The following is a 14,606-nucleotide window of genomic DNA, read 5'->3' on the forward strand; positions in this document are numbered from 1 at the left end:
ATACAAATAAAACAGCTAAGATAAATTAGCAAAAAACTTGATTATTAGCCCTATAATCGCACCTTAACGCCCATTGAGATATTGTTATAACCATAATCAATATCGGCATAGTTAGCGTCTAATGATTTATATCGGTATTGCAAATGAAAACTTAATCTATCATTACGTTGATAATTAAGTTTTAGGGCTGAATTAAGGTAATCTTCTTCCCGTTGGCTGTCCGGCGTAATAAACTCTTCACGGTTTAAGCCAATTAATGCTGTTAAACTAATATGGTCAGTAAAGGCATGTGAGATATCAACTTGATATGTTTCTGCTAATCGGTAAGTACTGGCTAAACGGTCAGTTTCGTCAAACTTGCGATCAGACGCTAGGCGTACTGAGGTAAAATCTGATGGCCGCCACGTATAGTCAAATCGCCATTTTAATGCATCATCATCTTTTAATGTCGCATTTTCAAACTTGATGTTTTGATAGCCAACTAAAAAACTTAGTTCGCTAATCACTGTTGTTTGCCATTTAACCCCAACTAAACCTGTTAAGCTATCGCGATTGAGCGCTGGCTGATTCGGATAATCGACCTGTCTATAGCTAACATCAATTGCCATATAGGTTTTTCCAGAAATTAAATAATCAAAACTGGATTTTAGATCAATCGCTTCAGTGTCCAATTCTCGAGTTATTGCCCGGCGAGTGGTAAATTCTCCTTGCTGATAATTTGCTTCAAAGCTCAACCGACTCAATGAATCTAAATTTCCATACTCAAAACCTATTTGGGCGCCATTGTTTTCTTTTTTATCACCTTCGACTAGGCTTTCTGCCTCACCAAGTGATAAACCAGAGCCTCGATAAATATAATTATTTAACCAATATGCAGACATATATAGCCGCTGATTTTGGCTAAACTTAAATTGATATGTCGGCATTAGCGAAAAGTCAGTATGGTCATCATCTTCAAAATCTTGAAAAATAAATGCATCTACGGTCGCATCGACATTGAAGGCGGACTGATTACTTTTTGACTCAAGCGCAAGCACCGAAGATACAGTATAAAATGCCGTACTTTGCTCATCGTTGGCTTGATATAAAAAATTGTCGATATAGCCTGCCTCCGCTGCCACATCTATATCAAGGTTATTTTCAGATTTAGCAAATACCAAGGTGCTAAAACAGCCACTAGTTACCAAAAGCGAAGCAACCAGTAGAGAAGTTTTTACGGAAAACGGAGGAAAATTCATATCCAACATTGCCTATTATTATTGTAATAATGAAGAATATTGTCAGTATGCACAAAAAAGGATTTCTTTAAAATGCTTTGTTATAAATTTGTTATCAATGAATGGAGACTAAAATAATAAAAGCAACTGGGGACTGTTGCTTTTTAAGTGAATGAAACACTGGCTGAATAGGAGGTTAAATATTTTTACTAAACGCTTTAGACTTTCGCTGTATGTTGTACATTTTCTGTTTGCCTTCCGGCAGATTCTCAATGGCTTGTTCAACATAGCCTTGTTCAATAAACCAATGAGCACTGACTGTGGTCAGAACAAAAATCGACGAAAGCTTTTGCCTTTTAGCCGCTTGCTCCAACGCATTGATCAGGCGAATGCCACGATTACCGCCACGATAATCAGGGTGAATAACCAAGCAGGCTATTTCACCACTGTTTGCTTCAGGGTATGGGTATAGTGCTGCACAGGCAATGATCACCTCTTCTTTCTTAATCACGGTGAAGCGATCAATTTCAACTTCCAGTAATTCGCGTGAGCGCTTGACTAACACACCTTCTTCTTCCAATGGTGCAATTAGCTCTAAAATACCGCCAACATCATCAATATTAGCGGCCGATAATTGTTCCTGATGATCTTTGGCAATCAAAGTGCCAGCGCCATCTCGAGTGAATAACTCTTGTAGTAAGGCACTATCACTGGCGTAACTGACACAATGACAACGCTCTACCCCTTGTTTTGCACTTTGAATTATCGCCTGCAGTAATAGCTGACCAATATAGTCCTCTTGCTCATTAAGTAAATTGGTAACCGTAGCAACACCACAGCTGCGGATCAATTCACCTTGCTTATCAAGTAAGCCTGATTGTTTTGTTAAAGCAATTAATTTATCCGCTTTTAGTGCAATGGCAGTTTTTGCCGCTACGTCTTCCAATGCCAAGTTGAACACTTCACCTGTTGATGAATAACCAACAGGAGACAACAACACAATACTGCCAAAATCGAGCTGGGTTTTTATGCCGTCACTGTCAATACGACGCACACGACCGGTATGCTTAAAGTCAATGCCATCACGAACACCGATTGGCTTGGCAATAACAAAATTACCGGTACTGACACGAATTTGCGCGCCATGCATTGGCGAATTTACCAAGCCCATGGTCAACAACGCTTCAATATGAATACGCAGTGAGCCCGTGGCATCTTTTACCGTTAGCAAAGTATCAGCATCAGTAATACGCAAGTTCTGCTCTATTTGTGGTATTACATTTTGTACTTTTAAACGCTTTTCAATTTGCGGGCGAGCCCCATGAATTAGCACCAACTTAACTCCAAGACTTCTGAGCAAAGCAATATCGTGAATGATGTTGGCAAAGTTAGCATGTTCAACCGCATCACCGCCAAACATCAGCACAAAGGTTTTACCACGATGAGCATTAATGTAAGGCGCGGCGTTTCTAAACCACTTAACGTTATTTTCGTTACTGTTCATATTATCTAACTACTACTTACTCTATAAATCATTTTCATGCTGAAATGAATGCGTTCAGCGTTGAACAATATATTCCATCGCCACTTCATCGGCTGGGTCTTTGTATGGACTTGGTTCACTGTCTTCAATAATATTTTCAGCTAATGAACTTTTCTCAATAACGTTGAAGCCTAACTTAGCAAAATATTGCGGAATATAGGTCAATACGATAATTTGCTGTAACTCCATCTGATGAGCAAACTCAAGTAGGTACTGCACTAGGGCTTCACCCTGACCTTGTTTATGAGCACTTTCTTCAATCACGATTGAACGAATTTCTGCCAAGCTAGTTTGATAAATATATAACGACGCTGAGCCAACCACTTTGCCGTCAATTTCAGCAACAACAAAGTTTTGAATATCGTGAATAATATTGTCACGCGTACGAGGTAATATTTCCCCTTTCGCCGCCCAAAAATCGGTTAAGGCATAAATGCTGTCAACATCTGACATTTTAGCTCGACGTACAGACATTGCCGCCGCTTTTTGTGCATTTAGGCGCTGTTTAACTTGTTTTAATGCCACTTGAGTTTGTTGTTTACCTGGCGCGCCAACAACATTCTCATTAAGAATTTCACTTTCACCTGACTGAATACTCGCTAACGCCTGCTCAACTTGACCACGTGATGTGCCGCCAAGTGCTTCACGTTTATCCAATGTCGATTCAATTGATAGATGTTGATAAACATCTTGGCCAATTTTGTCGCTGTACTCTTGTAATTGCGTTAGCGTTAAATCTTCTAACGGTAAACCTTTATCAATAGCCGCAAGCACGACTTCACCAACAATGTGATGCGCTTCTCTAAATGGAATATCTTTACTGACCAGATAATCAGCTAATTCCGTGGCATTCGAATACCCTTGCTGCGCTGCGGCTAATGTCCGAGAACGATTGACTTTCAAGCCATCAGCTACCAACACTGCCATTTCCATACATTCTTGCCAGGTATCTAAGGCATCAAAAAGACCTTCTTTGTCTTCTTGCATATCTTTGTTGTAGGCAAGAGCAAGAGCTTTCATGGTAGTTAGCATGCCGGTAAGCGAGCCAAAAACACGCCCGGCTTTACCACGAATTAACTCACATGCATCTGGGTTTTTCTTTTGTGGCATTAACGATGAACCTGAGCTGACTAAATCGCTCATTTCAACAAAACCTGCTTCACCAGAATTGTAGAAAATAAGATCTTCGGCAAAACGAGATAAATGCATCATAGAAATACTCGCTGATGCCAGTAATTCAATCACGTGATCTCTATCAGATACCGCATCTAAACTATTTAATGTTGCGGTTCTAAAACCCAGATTTTGCGCTAAATTCTTTCTATCAATTGGGTAAGCTGTGCCCGCTAACGCACCGGAGCCTAATGGTGAAACATCTAAACGATACAAGGCATCTTTTAAACGACCAATATCACGGTTAAACATTTCAACATAAGCTAAACACCAATGACCAAAGGTAATAGGCTGAGCACGTTGTAAATGGGTATAGCCTGGCAGTACAGTATCTTTTTCACGTTCAGCCAAATTCATCATGGCTTGCTGTAAATTCACTAAGGCAAATAGTAATTCACCGCCGGTTTCTTTACACCAAAGCTTTAAATCTGTCGCGACTTGATCGTTACGACTACGGCCTGTATGAAGCTTTTTGCCTAAATCACCAGTTTTTTCAATCAGTGCAATTTCAACCCAGCTGTGAATATCTTCAGCATCAGAGCCTAAAATCTGCTGTGGATTTTCTTCAACTGATGCTTTTAATTCATATAGTGCCGCGGTCAGTTCAGCTAACTCAGCATCATTAATGATGCCAACCGAGTGTATCGCACCTGCCCAAGCAATTGAGCCAACAATATCTTGCACAGCCATGCGGTAATCAACAGGTAGTGAATCGTTGAATTTTTTAAACTGTAAACTTGGTTGTCCTTTAAACCTTCCCCCCCATAAAGCCATGACTAATTATCCTTCTTGTCTGACTGTGAGAGCGCAGTAATTCTGCTTGAAAGACTAAACAAACGAATGAAACCTTCGGCATGTTTTTGGTCATACACATCATCTGCGCCAAAGGTAGCAAATTCTTCCGAATACAAGCTGTTTGGTGAACGACGTTGAATAACCTGCGCCATACCTTTGTAAAGCTTAACAACCACATCACCGGTCACTTTTTCAGCGAAAGATGCTGCAGAAGCTAGTTGGGCTTTAGCAAGCGGCGTAAACCAACGGCCATCATAAATAACATGTGAGAACTCAAGCCCCACTGATTCACGATACTTTAATGATTCTTTATCGAGAATTAATGTCTCTAAGCCTTTATAGGCGGCCATTAATACAGTACCACCTGGAGTTTCATAACAGCCACGCGACTTCATGCCTACTAAACGGTTTTCAACAATATCAATACGACCAACACCATGTGCAGCGGCTTTATCGTTAAGGTACATTAACGCTTCATAAGCACCGGCTCCGTTTTCAGAGAAGTCCTTACCATCGATAGCAACTAACTCACCTTCAACAAAGCTCAATTGCACTTTTTCAGGGACATCTGGAGCATCCATAGGATCAACTGTCATAGTCCACACTTCTTTTGAAGGTTCACACCACGGGTCTTCTAGCTCACCACCTTCATGAGAAATATGCCAGGCGTTAGCATCACGGCTATAAATTTTGGTTAATGACGCTGAACATGGCACATTACGCTCAGCTAAGTAATCTAATAAGTCTTCACGAGACACCATGTCCCACTCACGCCACGGCGCAATAACCGTTAGCTCTGGTGCTAGTGCCGCAAAACAAGACTCAAAACGTACTTGGTCGTTACCTTTACCAGTACAACCATGACAAACAGCATCAGCACCGACTTTCAGTGCTATTTCAATATGCGCTTTAGCAATAATTGGTCGTGCCATTGAGGTACCAAGTAAGTACTGACCTTCATAGACCGCACCCGTTTTTAAAATAGGATAAATATAGTCTTTAACGTATTCTTCTTTAAGGTCAGCAACGTAGCATTCTGATGCACCTGAAGCGATGGCCTTTTCTTTAATACCTTCTAGCTCTTCTTCACCTTGGCCAACATCAGCACAAAATGCGATAACTTCGCAATTATCATAGTTTTCTTTTAACCACGGAATGATTGCTGAAGTGTCTAATCCACCTGAATATGCCAATACTACTTTTTTAATGTTTTTCTTTGCCGCTAAAGCCATGATTTATTCCTTAACAAAATTCTTTAATTTACTTAACGATAAATGGTTATCGCTAAATTGATAATAGTTTCTAAAATGTCTGAGTTCTTATTCGACTAAATTAACTTCTAATCGCCTAAAAGTGTCACTAAAACGGCATTTTGTGCCCACATACGATTTTCCGCTGATTGAAAGACCACTGACATTTCGCTATCGAACAATTCAGTGGTAATTTCTTCTTCAAGGTGAGCCGGCTGACAGTGCATAACAATGCTAGCGCCTGCTTTTGCCATTAATTCATGGTTCACTTGGTAATCAGCGAATGTTGCTAATATTGTCGCCTTTTTACTTGGGTCTTCATCACCCATTGATACCCAAGTATCAGTATAGATAGCATCTTGCTGACCGATAGCATTAATATCTGTGGTGAAGGTAAATGCCGAACCAGTGTTTTTAGCTAACGCTTGAGTTTTCGTTAACATATCATCGCTTGGGCCATGCGCTGGTGGGCAAACCAAGGTAAAATCAACACCTAAGGTTGCTGCCATTAACATTAATGAATTTGAAACATTGTTAGCATCACCAACATAAGCCAATTTCACTTGTGACAAATCTGAGAAGTTTTCTGCTAGCGTGACAAAGTCAGCAAGCGCCTGACACGGATGATACAAATCACACAAGGCATTAATTACCGGTACACTGGCATGTTGTGCTAAACCTTCTATTGAACTGTTTTCGAAAACACGGGCAACAATGGCGTCAGCGTAGCAAGAAAGGTTTTTAGCATAATCACTAACCCGTTCACGTTCGCCCAACTTGCCATTTTGTTGACCTAAATACAGTGCGTGACCACCTAATTTATTAATGCCCATATCGAAACTGACATGCGTTCTTAATGAAGGCTTTTCAAAAATCATCGCTACTGACTTTCCAGCTAAGGCTTGGCTGTAGTTTTTCGGGTGTTGCTTTATATCGATTGCTAAGGTAATTAACGCTAATATTTGTTGCTTGTTTAACTGATCATCAGCAAGAAAATGCTGTAAGTTATTCAATGAGTTCATAGGTGTTCCTGTGCGAAATTTAGTTTACAAAGTAATATTTAACAGCCACTAGGCTGTATGCGGGTGCCAATATTGCCACCGTTTAGCAAATCAACGATTTGCTCTGGCGATTGCCAACTGGCAACCGCGATACTTCGTCGTAACTTATTCGCCGCATGCAAGGCAGCATTAACTTTTGCTGTCATGCCACCAGCAATCACACCGGCTTCAATCAATTCTTGAGCTTGTTGAGGGTTTAAGGTAGTTAGGTATTCACCCGCTGCATCTTTAACACCGTTAACATCTGTTAACAGCAATAAATCAGCATTTAAAAGCTGACAAATAGCAACCGCCGCATCATCGGCATTTACATTCACTAGCTCGCCATTAGCTAGTGCGCCAATAGAAGAAATAATAGGCAAAAATTTTGCTTTCAGTAAAGTATCTAGCAAAGCACTACTATAAGGTTTAGGTTCACCAACTTGTCCTAATTGCAAAGGACTTAATTGACATTGCACCATCTCGCCATCAGTCAGCGACAAGCCCACAGCCGATAAGTTTAAACTTGCAGCACTCGCGACAATGGCTTTGTTAACACTGCCGGCAAGTGCGCCACTAATAATCGGCATTTGTGCCTTAGGCGTAATACGTAAACCTTGCTTTTTCTCAGTAGTAAAGCCTGCTTGAGCAAGCATTTCATCGACAACACAACCACCACCGTGCACTAGCACGACGGGTTGATTTTTTAAGTTAGAAATGACCGTTAGCAAAGCATTTAATGCCGCCACTTTACCTTGGCTGTAACCATCAAGAATAGCGCCACCAATTTTTATTACGATTGGCTTTTTCATAAACTAGCTCCGTTAGGGAGCAAGCTATATTCACTCGGTAAACCTAAACTGATGTTGGCACATTGCACCGCTTGTGAAGCCGCACCTTTTAATAAATTATCAATGGCACAACTCACCACAATCACGTGTTTTTCCTCGTCAACTTGCCAATGAACATCGGCAAATGGTGTATAAGCTACGTTGTCAATTTTTGGCCAAGCACTGACTAATCGTACTAAAGGCTTGTGCTGGTAAGCCTGAGTAAATGCTTCATCAATTTGCTCCGCGCTCACATCGGCTTTTAGTTGCAGTGTTATCGTTGCTAACAAGCCCCGCTTATAAGGGGCTAAATGTGGATTAAAGATGACATCAGCATTGGCTTCCTGACTGATTTCTGGTTGATGTCTATGCTGTAAAATATTGTAGGGGGTTAAGCTGACTTCATAAAAACTAGTCGCTAGTGCTGCTTTTCTACCCGCACCACTAACACCACTAACGCCATTAACGACAATTAATGAATTCTCGATATGAAGGTGATTACTGGTAATTGGTTTTAGCGCTAATAAACTCGCGGTTGGATAACAGCCAGGAACCGCAATTAGCTCAGCGTCAGCGATTTCATGCGCTTGCCATTCGGCTAAGCCATATTGTGCTTTTTGTAATGCCGTTAATGATTGATGTTCAAAACCGTAATGAATTGGGTATTGCTTTGCGTCTTTTAAACGAAAGCCACCTGATAGGTCGAACACTTTAATGTTGGCATCGATAAATGCTTGTGCCCATTGGGTACTAAATTCATGAGGTGTCGCAAAAAATACCGCATCAATATCGTGATTGTCGATACTAATGTTTTGCTCAAACCATTGTTGGGAAAAAGAATGCAAGGGTACAGCACATATCCCTTGCCAGCGAGCATGTAATTCCGCAAAAGTTTTACCACTAGAATCACTGTTTTCTGATACCAACAAATGTTGCAGAAAAATTTTATCATGTTGCGTCAGCAAGCCAATTAATTCAGCTCCGACATAACCACTTGCACCTATAACTACGACGTTCATCTACTTACCATTTCATTCATGACGATAGAATTTACTGCTAACGTGCTATTCACACGCCAATTTTGCAATTCTATTCAACTATTCCCAATTAATTTAAAGATATCAGCATCAATTTTTTTGACTTATCTCTAAAGTAAAACCTTACAAGGCCTATAATTAATACTATCGTCGTCGGCTAGTTGAATACATTACAAACTTTTTCATAGTGTGCTTTAATTAGGCTATTTACATTGTGTGGCTAAAGTATCATCATATAGCTACTTATGCAACTATTTAGCATAAATACCCATAATTATTTTTTAGGTTATTATTTCAATGCAGAAACTCAACAATTCATTACCCAATTTCTCTCAAGCGTTTAGTCAACTAATTGCCCTACCGAGTATCAGTTCATCACAAGCAAGTTGGGATCAGAGTAACCAAGCGGTTATAAACTTGTTGGCGGCATGGTTTGAAACCTTAGGCTTTACTATTACCATTCAAGCTGTTCCAAACGCGGCAAATAAATATAACTTATTAGCAAAAATAGGCTCTGGGGAAGGGGGGCTGCTGTTAGCAGGTCATAGTGACACCGTACCTTTTGATGAGAACCGCTGGCTGTCTGATCCGATGAAAGTTACCGATAAAGACGACAAGCTATTTGGCTTAGGTAGTTGCGATATGAAAGGGTTCTTCGCCTTTATTCTACAGGCCTGCCAGCAAATTGACCTAACCTCACTTAAAAAACCTTTATATGTTTTAGCAACCGCCGATGAAGAAACGACCATGGCGGGGGCGCGCTTCTTTGCCAATAGTGAAGTAATAAAACCAGATGTAGCCATTATCGGAGAGCCAACAAGCTTAATACCGGTTGTGATGCACAAAGGCCATATGTCACACAAAATAACCATTAAAGGACAAGCAGGTCACTCTAGTAAACCAGCAAATGGTGTTAACGCGATAGAAATTATGCATCAGGTGATCAGCCTACTATTTAAGCTCAAAGAACAGTTAGTTGAGCGCTATAAAAATGCTGCTTTTGATGTCCAGTCACCAACGCTGAATTTAGGAGCTATTCATGGCGGCGACAACGCCAATAGAATTTGTGGCCATTGCGAGTTAGATATTGATATCCGCTCATTACCCGGAATGAAGGATGCAGATTTAGTGGCGTGGTTAGCAGAAGCTCTTGCACCAGTAGCAGAGCAATATCCAGGAAGATTAACTATAGCTGAGCTCGATCCAAGTTCGCCAAGCTTCCAACAAAACGCCGAGAGTGAATTAGTGCTAACCGCAGAAAAACTCTCTGGTCATCAATGTTGTGCGGTAAATTACGCCACTGAAGCGCCCTTTATTCAACAATTGGGTTGTCAAACTATCGTTATGGGGCCAGGCTCTATCGACCAAGCACATCAACCTAATGAGTATTTAGCGCACAGTGAAATATTAAAAACGGAACAATTGATAACGCAACTTATTCATCATTACTGTTATTAAACAATAACGCTTAATACCAGCATAAACTCGGCTTCGACAGTTACACTGATTGAATTAACGAGGCCGGTTCCACAGTTTTTGATTGTTCTTCATCGAAAAGTATTCGGTTGGTTGCCAGCACCTTGGTAATAAGTCTAAACTTTGCCTTTCTTGGTAGTTTGATGATAAAAGCTCAAGAATTTCATTCAACCTTTCTTTACTAATGGTCGAGAATTTTTTCGCCGTTTCAACATAGTATAAATTACAACTTCGCTTTATGAGCATGTCATGGCCATGACCAATAAAAGTTAAATTGCGTGTCGCTGAACGACAAATAGGCTCTTCAGGGTTTTCAGGGTAAAGCTGCGTAACTACGCCATATTCATAGCGGACATTCTCATCTATATCACTGGGGATATAAGTTACGCCATAACCTTGAGGGAAGGCGCCGGTAATTTTATAAAGCAAATCAACAATATCTTTTCGACAAATTCCCCGCTCGGCATTTTGGTACAAGGCCTGATAAACTTTAGGTAATAGTTTATAGTTATAGCTTTCCTTGGTAGATAATATAATTGAGGTATAAATTTGCGGAATTTTTAATAAATTACCTAAACCTAGTTTTGGCTGAACACTACTTTTAAGTAAATATTTGATAAATTGAAGTTTGTTATTTTCTTTTTTATTAAATTTATCACGGTCAACTTTTGAATTCCCTATATACATGGCAGCACCAACGCCATCAACAAGGTACTTTACTGTTTCTCGATAATTAATTTGTAATAACGCTTTACGCTCTTCTACATCCAAAGTTCTAAAACCGTCTTTTTTACCATCTGAGCCCAACATAATCTTTTGTGCATCAGGATGATAATTGCCAATATCTTGCAGTAGCGCTGCCATTAATACCGGTATTTTTACTAGCTCGACAAATTTTTGATATGTTTCTTTATTTTCAGTGGCCAAATTAACATAGGCACTGAATTCTTCATTCTTTAAGATTTGATCTATATAGCTATTTGGCATTAGCTTGTTAAGACATAATTGATCCAACAAGCGTAAAGTTAATATCCCTTTATAGAGAGGTTTGCTCACTTCATTAGTTGTCGCTATCTTTTTACCTTCCGTTGGAGACAACAGTTGAATGGTACCTAAAACCTGCGCAGATTTTCGATTGGTATCATCAAAATTTTCGCCTTCGGATAACTCTAAAATTTCTAGGCAAATAGTATGCAAATGTTGAAAACGTTCATGGCGCTCAAATGCTAGCTCTTGATGATATTCACGTTGTTCACGTTCAAGTTTTATAATTCTAATGGACGATTTATCATCTGCTTTTTTCTTTAGCTCAGCAATATTACGCGCTAATTCATCGAGCTTTTCTTGAATAAATTCACGCAGATCATAATATGCTATGGCACGTTCTAATACTGAGTCTTTTAAAGGACTACGCCCATAAATCTTGCCTAACAAGATTTTTAGCTGTCCGGTAAAATTAGTATCACCTTTTGAATATGTTGACATGAGTTCCGTTATATATACCTAATCAATAATTACTATTCAGCTAACAACAATTGAAGTTAACTTAGCCGAACAAATATAAAGCTGCAAAGAAGTAATTAAAGTGTCCATAAATTTTTATAATGTATTTTAAAAGCCACATTTTTTACCTGACTATAACGATTATAGCGCAACGAGCCAAGCTAATAGTTAAATTTGAAAATCAGTTAAACTTGATTCAAGTTATTCATTAGAACATACTCAATGCATAACTTATTTGATAGGCCACTATCAAACCATTGCTTTATCTAAGGACAAATATGAGCACACAAAACTTTAAGGAAACGTTCAAAAGTGTCGGTGCTGCATTTTTTGGTGTGCAAAGTGATAAAAATAGAGAGCGAGATTTCACGCAGGGAAAGTTTAGCTACTTCATCATCGCGGGCATCATCGCCGTCGTACTTTTTATCGCCGTACTAGTCACCATAGTTTCACTTGTTATGCCTAGTTAATACTATCAACTAGGGCTAATACAAGGCTAACAACTCAGAAACTTTATTACGCTTACTCGCTTTTTGACTTATGGTTCTTGAGACTTCGATTGAGTGTTGCTTCTTCGCATGCTCATAAATTTTTCGCGTCCAAATGGTATCATGGTTACTAATTAATACCGAAATTTTACGTTTATGGGTTACCTCTTCCGCAGCATTGGCCAAATCAGCTTGTTCATCTAAACCAAAGCCATTACCAGCATAGCTGGTAAAACTTGCCGTTTTACTTAACGGCACATAAGGAGGATCACAATAAATCACATCACCAGCTTTAGCATGAGCAAAAGTTTGTCGATATCCATCACAAATAAACACCGCTTTACTGGCCTTTTCTGCGAAAAAATTCAATTCTGCTTCAGGAAAATATGGCCGCTTATACTTGCCAAAAGGGACATTATAACCGCCAGATTTATTATACCGGCACAAACCGTTATAACCATGACGATTCATATAAAGAAAGACCAGAGAACGAAAGTAAGGGTCTGCACTGGCATTAAACTCTTTACGCAGTTGATAATAGCTTTCTGCTTGATTATTTTCAGGTGAAAACAATCGACGAGCATCGGCAATAAACTTATCCGGTGTACGCTGTAAAATACGATATAAGTTAATTAAGTCTTGATTAATATCACTGAGTAAATATTCATCAAAATCACTATTTAAAAATACCGAGCCGGCACCGACAAAGGGTTCAATAAGACGATTCCCCTTAGGTAACATGGTATTAATGACATCGCTAAGAGCATATTTCCCGCCTGCCCATTTTAAAAACGCTCGATGTTTTTTCTTCATTATCGCCACAAACCCAAAAATTCAGCATCAGATAGCTAGCATCTGAAAAGTAAGCGGGGATTGTATCCTGATTTAAACCTTATTGGGAGTCTTGAAATGCATTGATTTCGCTATTAATTTGCTGAAGAGATTTAATCCAAGGTTGACTCGCAATAATTTCTGCCGGCAGAGTCAATATTCCTTGTTTTGCCGAGGCTTTATCACTAAAGACGCGGCTAGTGATAACAAAAACAGGGCTATCATTAAGCATGCGTTGATAAACATGGTAATCAACATCTGCCAAGCTCGCGATAAACTCCGCTGGTAAGGTAACATCGCTAAATGCAGCAATTTGAATAACAAAGCCGTGACTCCGTTCAAGGTAATAGCTAGTGTCAACTTTTAAAACATTGTCGTCTTGCACATTTGCACTTATTGACGGCTGAATGATACTTGTCTGAGGCTGTTTTTGGCTTGAATTTAATGATGTCACAGCGTCATTTTTTGCACCTTCAGCTGTCATCGTAAATGACGTCATTGCCAGCATAATATCATTTGCGGTAGCTGGTTCAGCTAACTCACGGGTAACGGTTGCAATTTCATCTGACTTTGTTGCAGTTAATGAATTATAGATGTCAGCTGGTTCAGCACCTTTAACTGCTGCATTTTCTACTCTAGTCAACACGGTCGCTTGTGGCTCCGTAAGTGCGGTACTTAACGCCGTTTCCGGCTTATTACTCGATTTAAGCGCTGCCGTAAAATTAAAGCTGTCTTGTTGCAACAACACAAGTACTAGTGCGCCTAAGGCAAATAAAAATACCAAGGCCAAGAGTAGCCACTTATTTAATTGAATTGTGTACCATTTTATTTCTGGCTTATTGAAAATGGCCGCGTTCGCCGCTAACAACTGCCCTGATTGGGCAGAAAGTAAAGTCAACTTGTTATGAAAAAGGTTTTTGTTGTCTTGAACTTGAAAGCCCGCTTGCGGTGAGCCAAACATAATGACATTAACCACAAGATTAGCTTTTTTAGCAATTGCCGTTAGTTGCGCTACTTCATGTAAGATCTGTAAAGAAATATGCTGAGCATTATCTAAAACTATGCTGATGGCTTGTCGAGGTTTTTTTGCTAAATTGATGATGCTAACGGCTAAAGAGACTTCTGGGTCAAATAATTCACCAGCCGATAATTGCTCAATTATACGGCAACGAATTTGAATATCATTAAACTGCGCTGATAAAGCAATAAAAGCGATATTATGCTGTTCAGGGATTGTTGCAATAAATTGATTGGTGATTTGGGCATTTTGCTCGACACTTTCATCAATCACTAATATTGCTTGCTTAGAAAAGCGGAGAATATAATCGATGCGCGCGTTAGCACTAATTTTAGTTACACTGGTGTTATCGTCGGATAAGCCAATAGTATTCATTAACGCAGACATGCTTCACCTATTCTGATT

The 14,606-nt window shown here is 39.6% G+C and carries 12 protein-coding genes; 2 read left to right on the forward strand and 10 right to left on the reverse strand.

What is annotated here, in order from left to right; translation table 11 throughout:
* Nucleotides 1–50: 50 nt before the first annotated feature.
* From AC27JP_RS16085 to argC, 7 genes are all read right to left on the reverse strand, one after another.
* Complete coding sequence (locus AC27JP_RS16085; protein WP_487116873.1) at nucleotides 51–1,238, reverse strand: outer membrane beta-barrel protein; 1,188 nt, start codon at nucleotides 1,236–1,238, stop codon at nucleotides 51–53.
* Nucleotides 1,239–1,413: 175 nt separating this feature from the next.
* A complete protein-coding gene (argA, locus tag AC27JP_RS16090) occupies nucleotides 1,414–2,721 on the reverse strand; it encodes an amino-acid N-acetyltransferase (RefSeq protein ID WP_487116875.1) in 1,308 nt (435 codons plus the stop codon).
* A gap of 54 nt (nucleotides 2,722–2,775) precedes the next feature.
* Nucleotides 2,776–4,707, reverse strand: coding sequence for an argininosuccinate lyase (argH, locus tag AC27JP_RS16095; RefSeq protein WP_487116877.1), 1,932 nt, complete (start codon nucleotides 4,705–4,707; stop codon nucleotides 2,776–2,778).
* A 2-nt stretch (nucleotides 4,708–4,709) separates the two neighbouring features.
* The gene (locus tag AC27JP_RS16100; protein WP_487116879.1) at nucleotides 4,710–5,960 is read right to left on the reverse strand and encodes an argininosuccinate synthase; all 1,251 of its coding nucleotides are present in this window, start codon (nucleotides 5,958–5,960) and stop codon (nucleotides 4,710–4,712) included.
* A gap of 107 nt (nucleotides 5,961–6,067) precedes the next feature.
* Nucleotides 6,068–7,000 (reverse strand): ornithine carbamoyltransferase, encoded by a 933-nt coding sequence (locus AC27JP_RS16105; protein WP_487116881.1) that lies wholly within the window; start codon nucleotides 6,998–7,000, stop codon nucleotides 6,068–6,070.
* 38 nt (nucleotides 7,001–7,038) lie between these two features.
* Nucleotides 7,039–7,830 (reverse strand): acetylglutamate kinase, encoded by a 792-nt coding sequence (gene argB, locus AC27JP_RS16110; protein ID WP_487116883.1) that lies wholly within the window; start codon nucleotides 7,828–7,830, stop codon nucleotides 7,039–7,041.
* Nucleotides 7,827–8,867, reverse strand: a complete 1,041-nt coding sequence (gene argC / locus AC27JP_RS16115) for an N-acetyl-gamma-glutamyl-phosphate reductase (RefSeq protein WP_487116885.1) — start codon at nucleotides 8,865–8,867, stop codon at nucleotides 7,827–7,829. The genes argB and argC overlap by 4 nt, the downstream gene beginning before the upstream one ends.
* A gap of 315 nt (nucleotides 8,868–9,182) precedes the next feature.
* On the opposite strand from argC, the gene argE reads away from it, so the two are divergent.
* Nucleotides 9,183–10,343 carry an acetylornithine deacetylase gene (argE, locus tag AC27JP_RS16120; RefSeq protein WP_487116887.1) on the forward strand — a complete coding sequence of 387 codons (1,161 nt, stop codon included), beginning with the start codon at nucleotides 9,183–9,185 and terminating at the stop codon, nucleotides 10,341–10,343.
* A 54-nt stretch (nucleotides 10,344–10,397) separates the two neighbouring features.
* Here the strand turns inward: argE and AC27JP_RS16125 are convergent, their stop codons facing one another.
* Nucleotides 10,398–11,846 carry a hypothetical protein gene (locus tag AC27JP_RS16125; RefSeq protein WP_487116889.1) on the reverse strand — a complete coding sequence of 483 codons (1,449 nt, stop codon included), beginning with the start codon at nucleotides 11,844–11,846 and terminating at the stop codon, nucleotides 10,398–10,400.
* 296 nt (nucleotides 11,847–12,142) lie between these two features.
* On the opposite strand from AC27JP_RS16125, the gene AC27JP_RS16130 reads away from it, so the two are divergent.
* Nucleotides 12,143–12,334, forward strand: coding sequence for a DUF2970 domain-containing protein (locus AC27JP_RS16130; protein ID WP_487116891.1), 192 nt, complete (start codon nucleotides 12,143–12,145; stop codon nucleotides 12,332–12,334).
* A gap of 15 nt (nucleotides 12,335–12,349) precedes the next feature.
* Here AC27JP_RS16130 and AC27JP_RS16135 read toward each other — a convergent pair whose 3' ends face one another.
* Together AC27JP_RS16135 and AC27JP_RS16140 are read right to left on the reverse strand one after the other, a co-directional pair.
* A complete protein-coding gene (locus AC27JP_RS16135; protein ID WP_487116893.1) occupies nucleotides 12,350–13,165 on the reverse strand; it encodes a Dam family site-specific DNA-(adenine-N6)-methyltransferase in 816 nt (271 codons plus the stop codon).
* A gap of 79 nt (nucleotides 13,166–13,244) precedes the next feature.
* The gene (locus AC27JP_RS16140; RefSeq protein ID WP_487116895.1) at nucleotides 13,245–14,588 is read right to left on the reverse strand and encodes a hypothetical protein; all 1,344 of its coding nucleotides are present in this window, start codon (nucleotides 14,586–14,588) and stop codon (nucleotides 13,245–13,247) included.
* Nucleotides 14,589–14,606: the final 18 nt, after the last annotated feature.

The organism is Colwellia sp. SU-HH01172 (assembly GCF_057553355.1).

Coding starts and splice junctions, on each gene's coding strand:
- AC27JP_RS16085 (WP_487116873.1), bottom strand. CDS start 1,238: ATGAATTTTCCTCCGTTTTCCGTAAAAACTTCTCTACTGGTTGCTTCG.
- argA (WP_487116875.1), bottom strand. CDS start 2,721: ATGAACAGTAACGAAAATAACGTTAAGTGGTTTAGAAACGCCGCGCCT.
- argH (WP_487116877.1), bottom strand. CDS start 4,707: ATGGCTTTATGGGGGGGAAGGTTTAAAGGACAACCAAGTTTACAGTTT.
- AC27JP_RS16100 (WP_487116879.1), bottom strand. CDS start 5,960: ATGGCTTTAGCGGCAAAGAAAAACATTAAAAAAGTAGTATTGGCATAT.
- AC27JP_RS16105 (WP_487116881.1), bottom strand. CDS start 7,000: ATGAACTCATTGAATAACTTACAGCATTTTCTTGCTGATGATCAGTTA.
- argB (WP_487116883.1), bottom strand. CDS start 7,830: ATGAAAAAGCCAATCGTAATAAAAATTGGTGGCGCTATTCTTGATGGT.
- argC (WP_487116885.1), bottom strand. CDS start 8,867: ATGAACGTCGTAGTTATAGGTGCAAGTGGTTATGTCGGAGCTGAATTA.
- argE (WP_487116887.1), top strand. CDS start 9,183: ATGCAGAAACTCAACAATTCATTACCCAATTTCTCTCAAGCGTTTAGT.
- AC27JP_RS16125 (WP_487116889.1), bottom strand. CDS start 11,846: ATGTCAACATATTCAAAAGGTGATACTAATTTTACCGGACAGCTAAAA.
- AC27JP_RS16130 (WP_487116891.1), top strand. CDS start 12,143: ATGAGCACACAAAACTTTAAGGAAACGTTCAAAAGTGTCGGTGCTGCA.
- AC27JP_RS16135 (WP_487116893.1), bottom strand. CDS start 13,165: ATGAAGAAAAAACATCGAGCGTTTTTAAAATGGGCAGGCGGGAAATAT.
- AC27JP_RS16140 (WP_487116895.1), bottom strand. CDS start 14,588: ATGTCTGCGTTAATGAATACTATTGGCTTATCCGACGATAACACCAGT.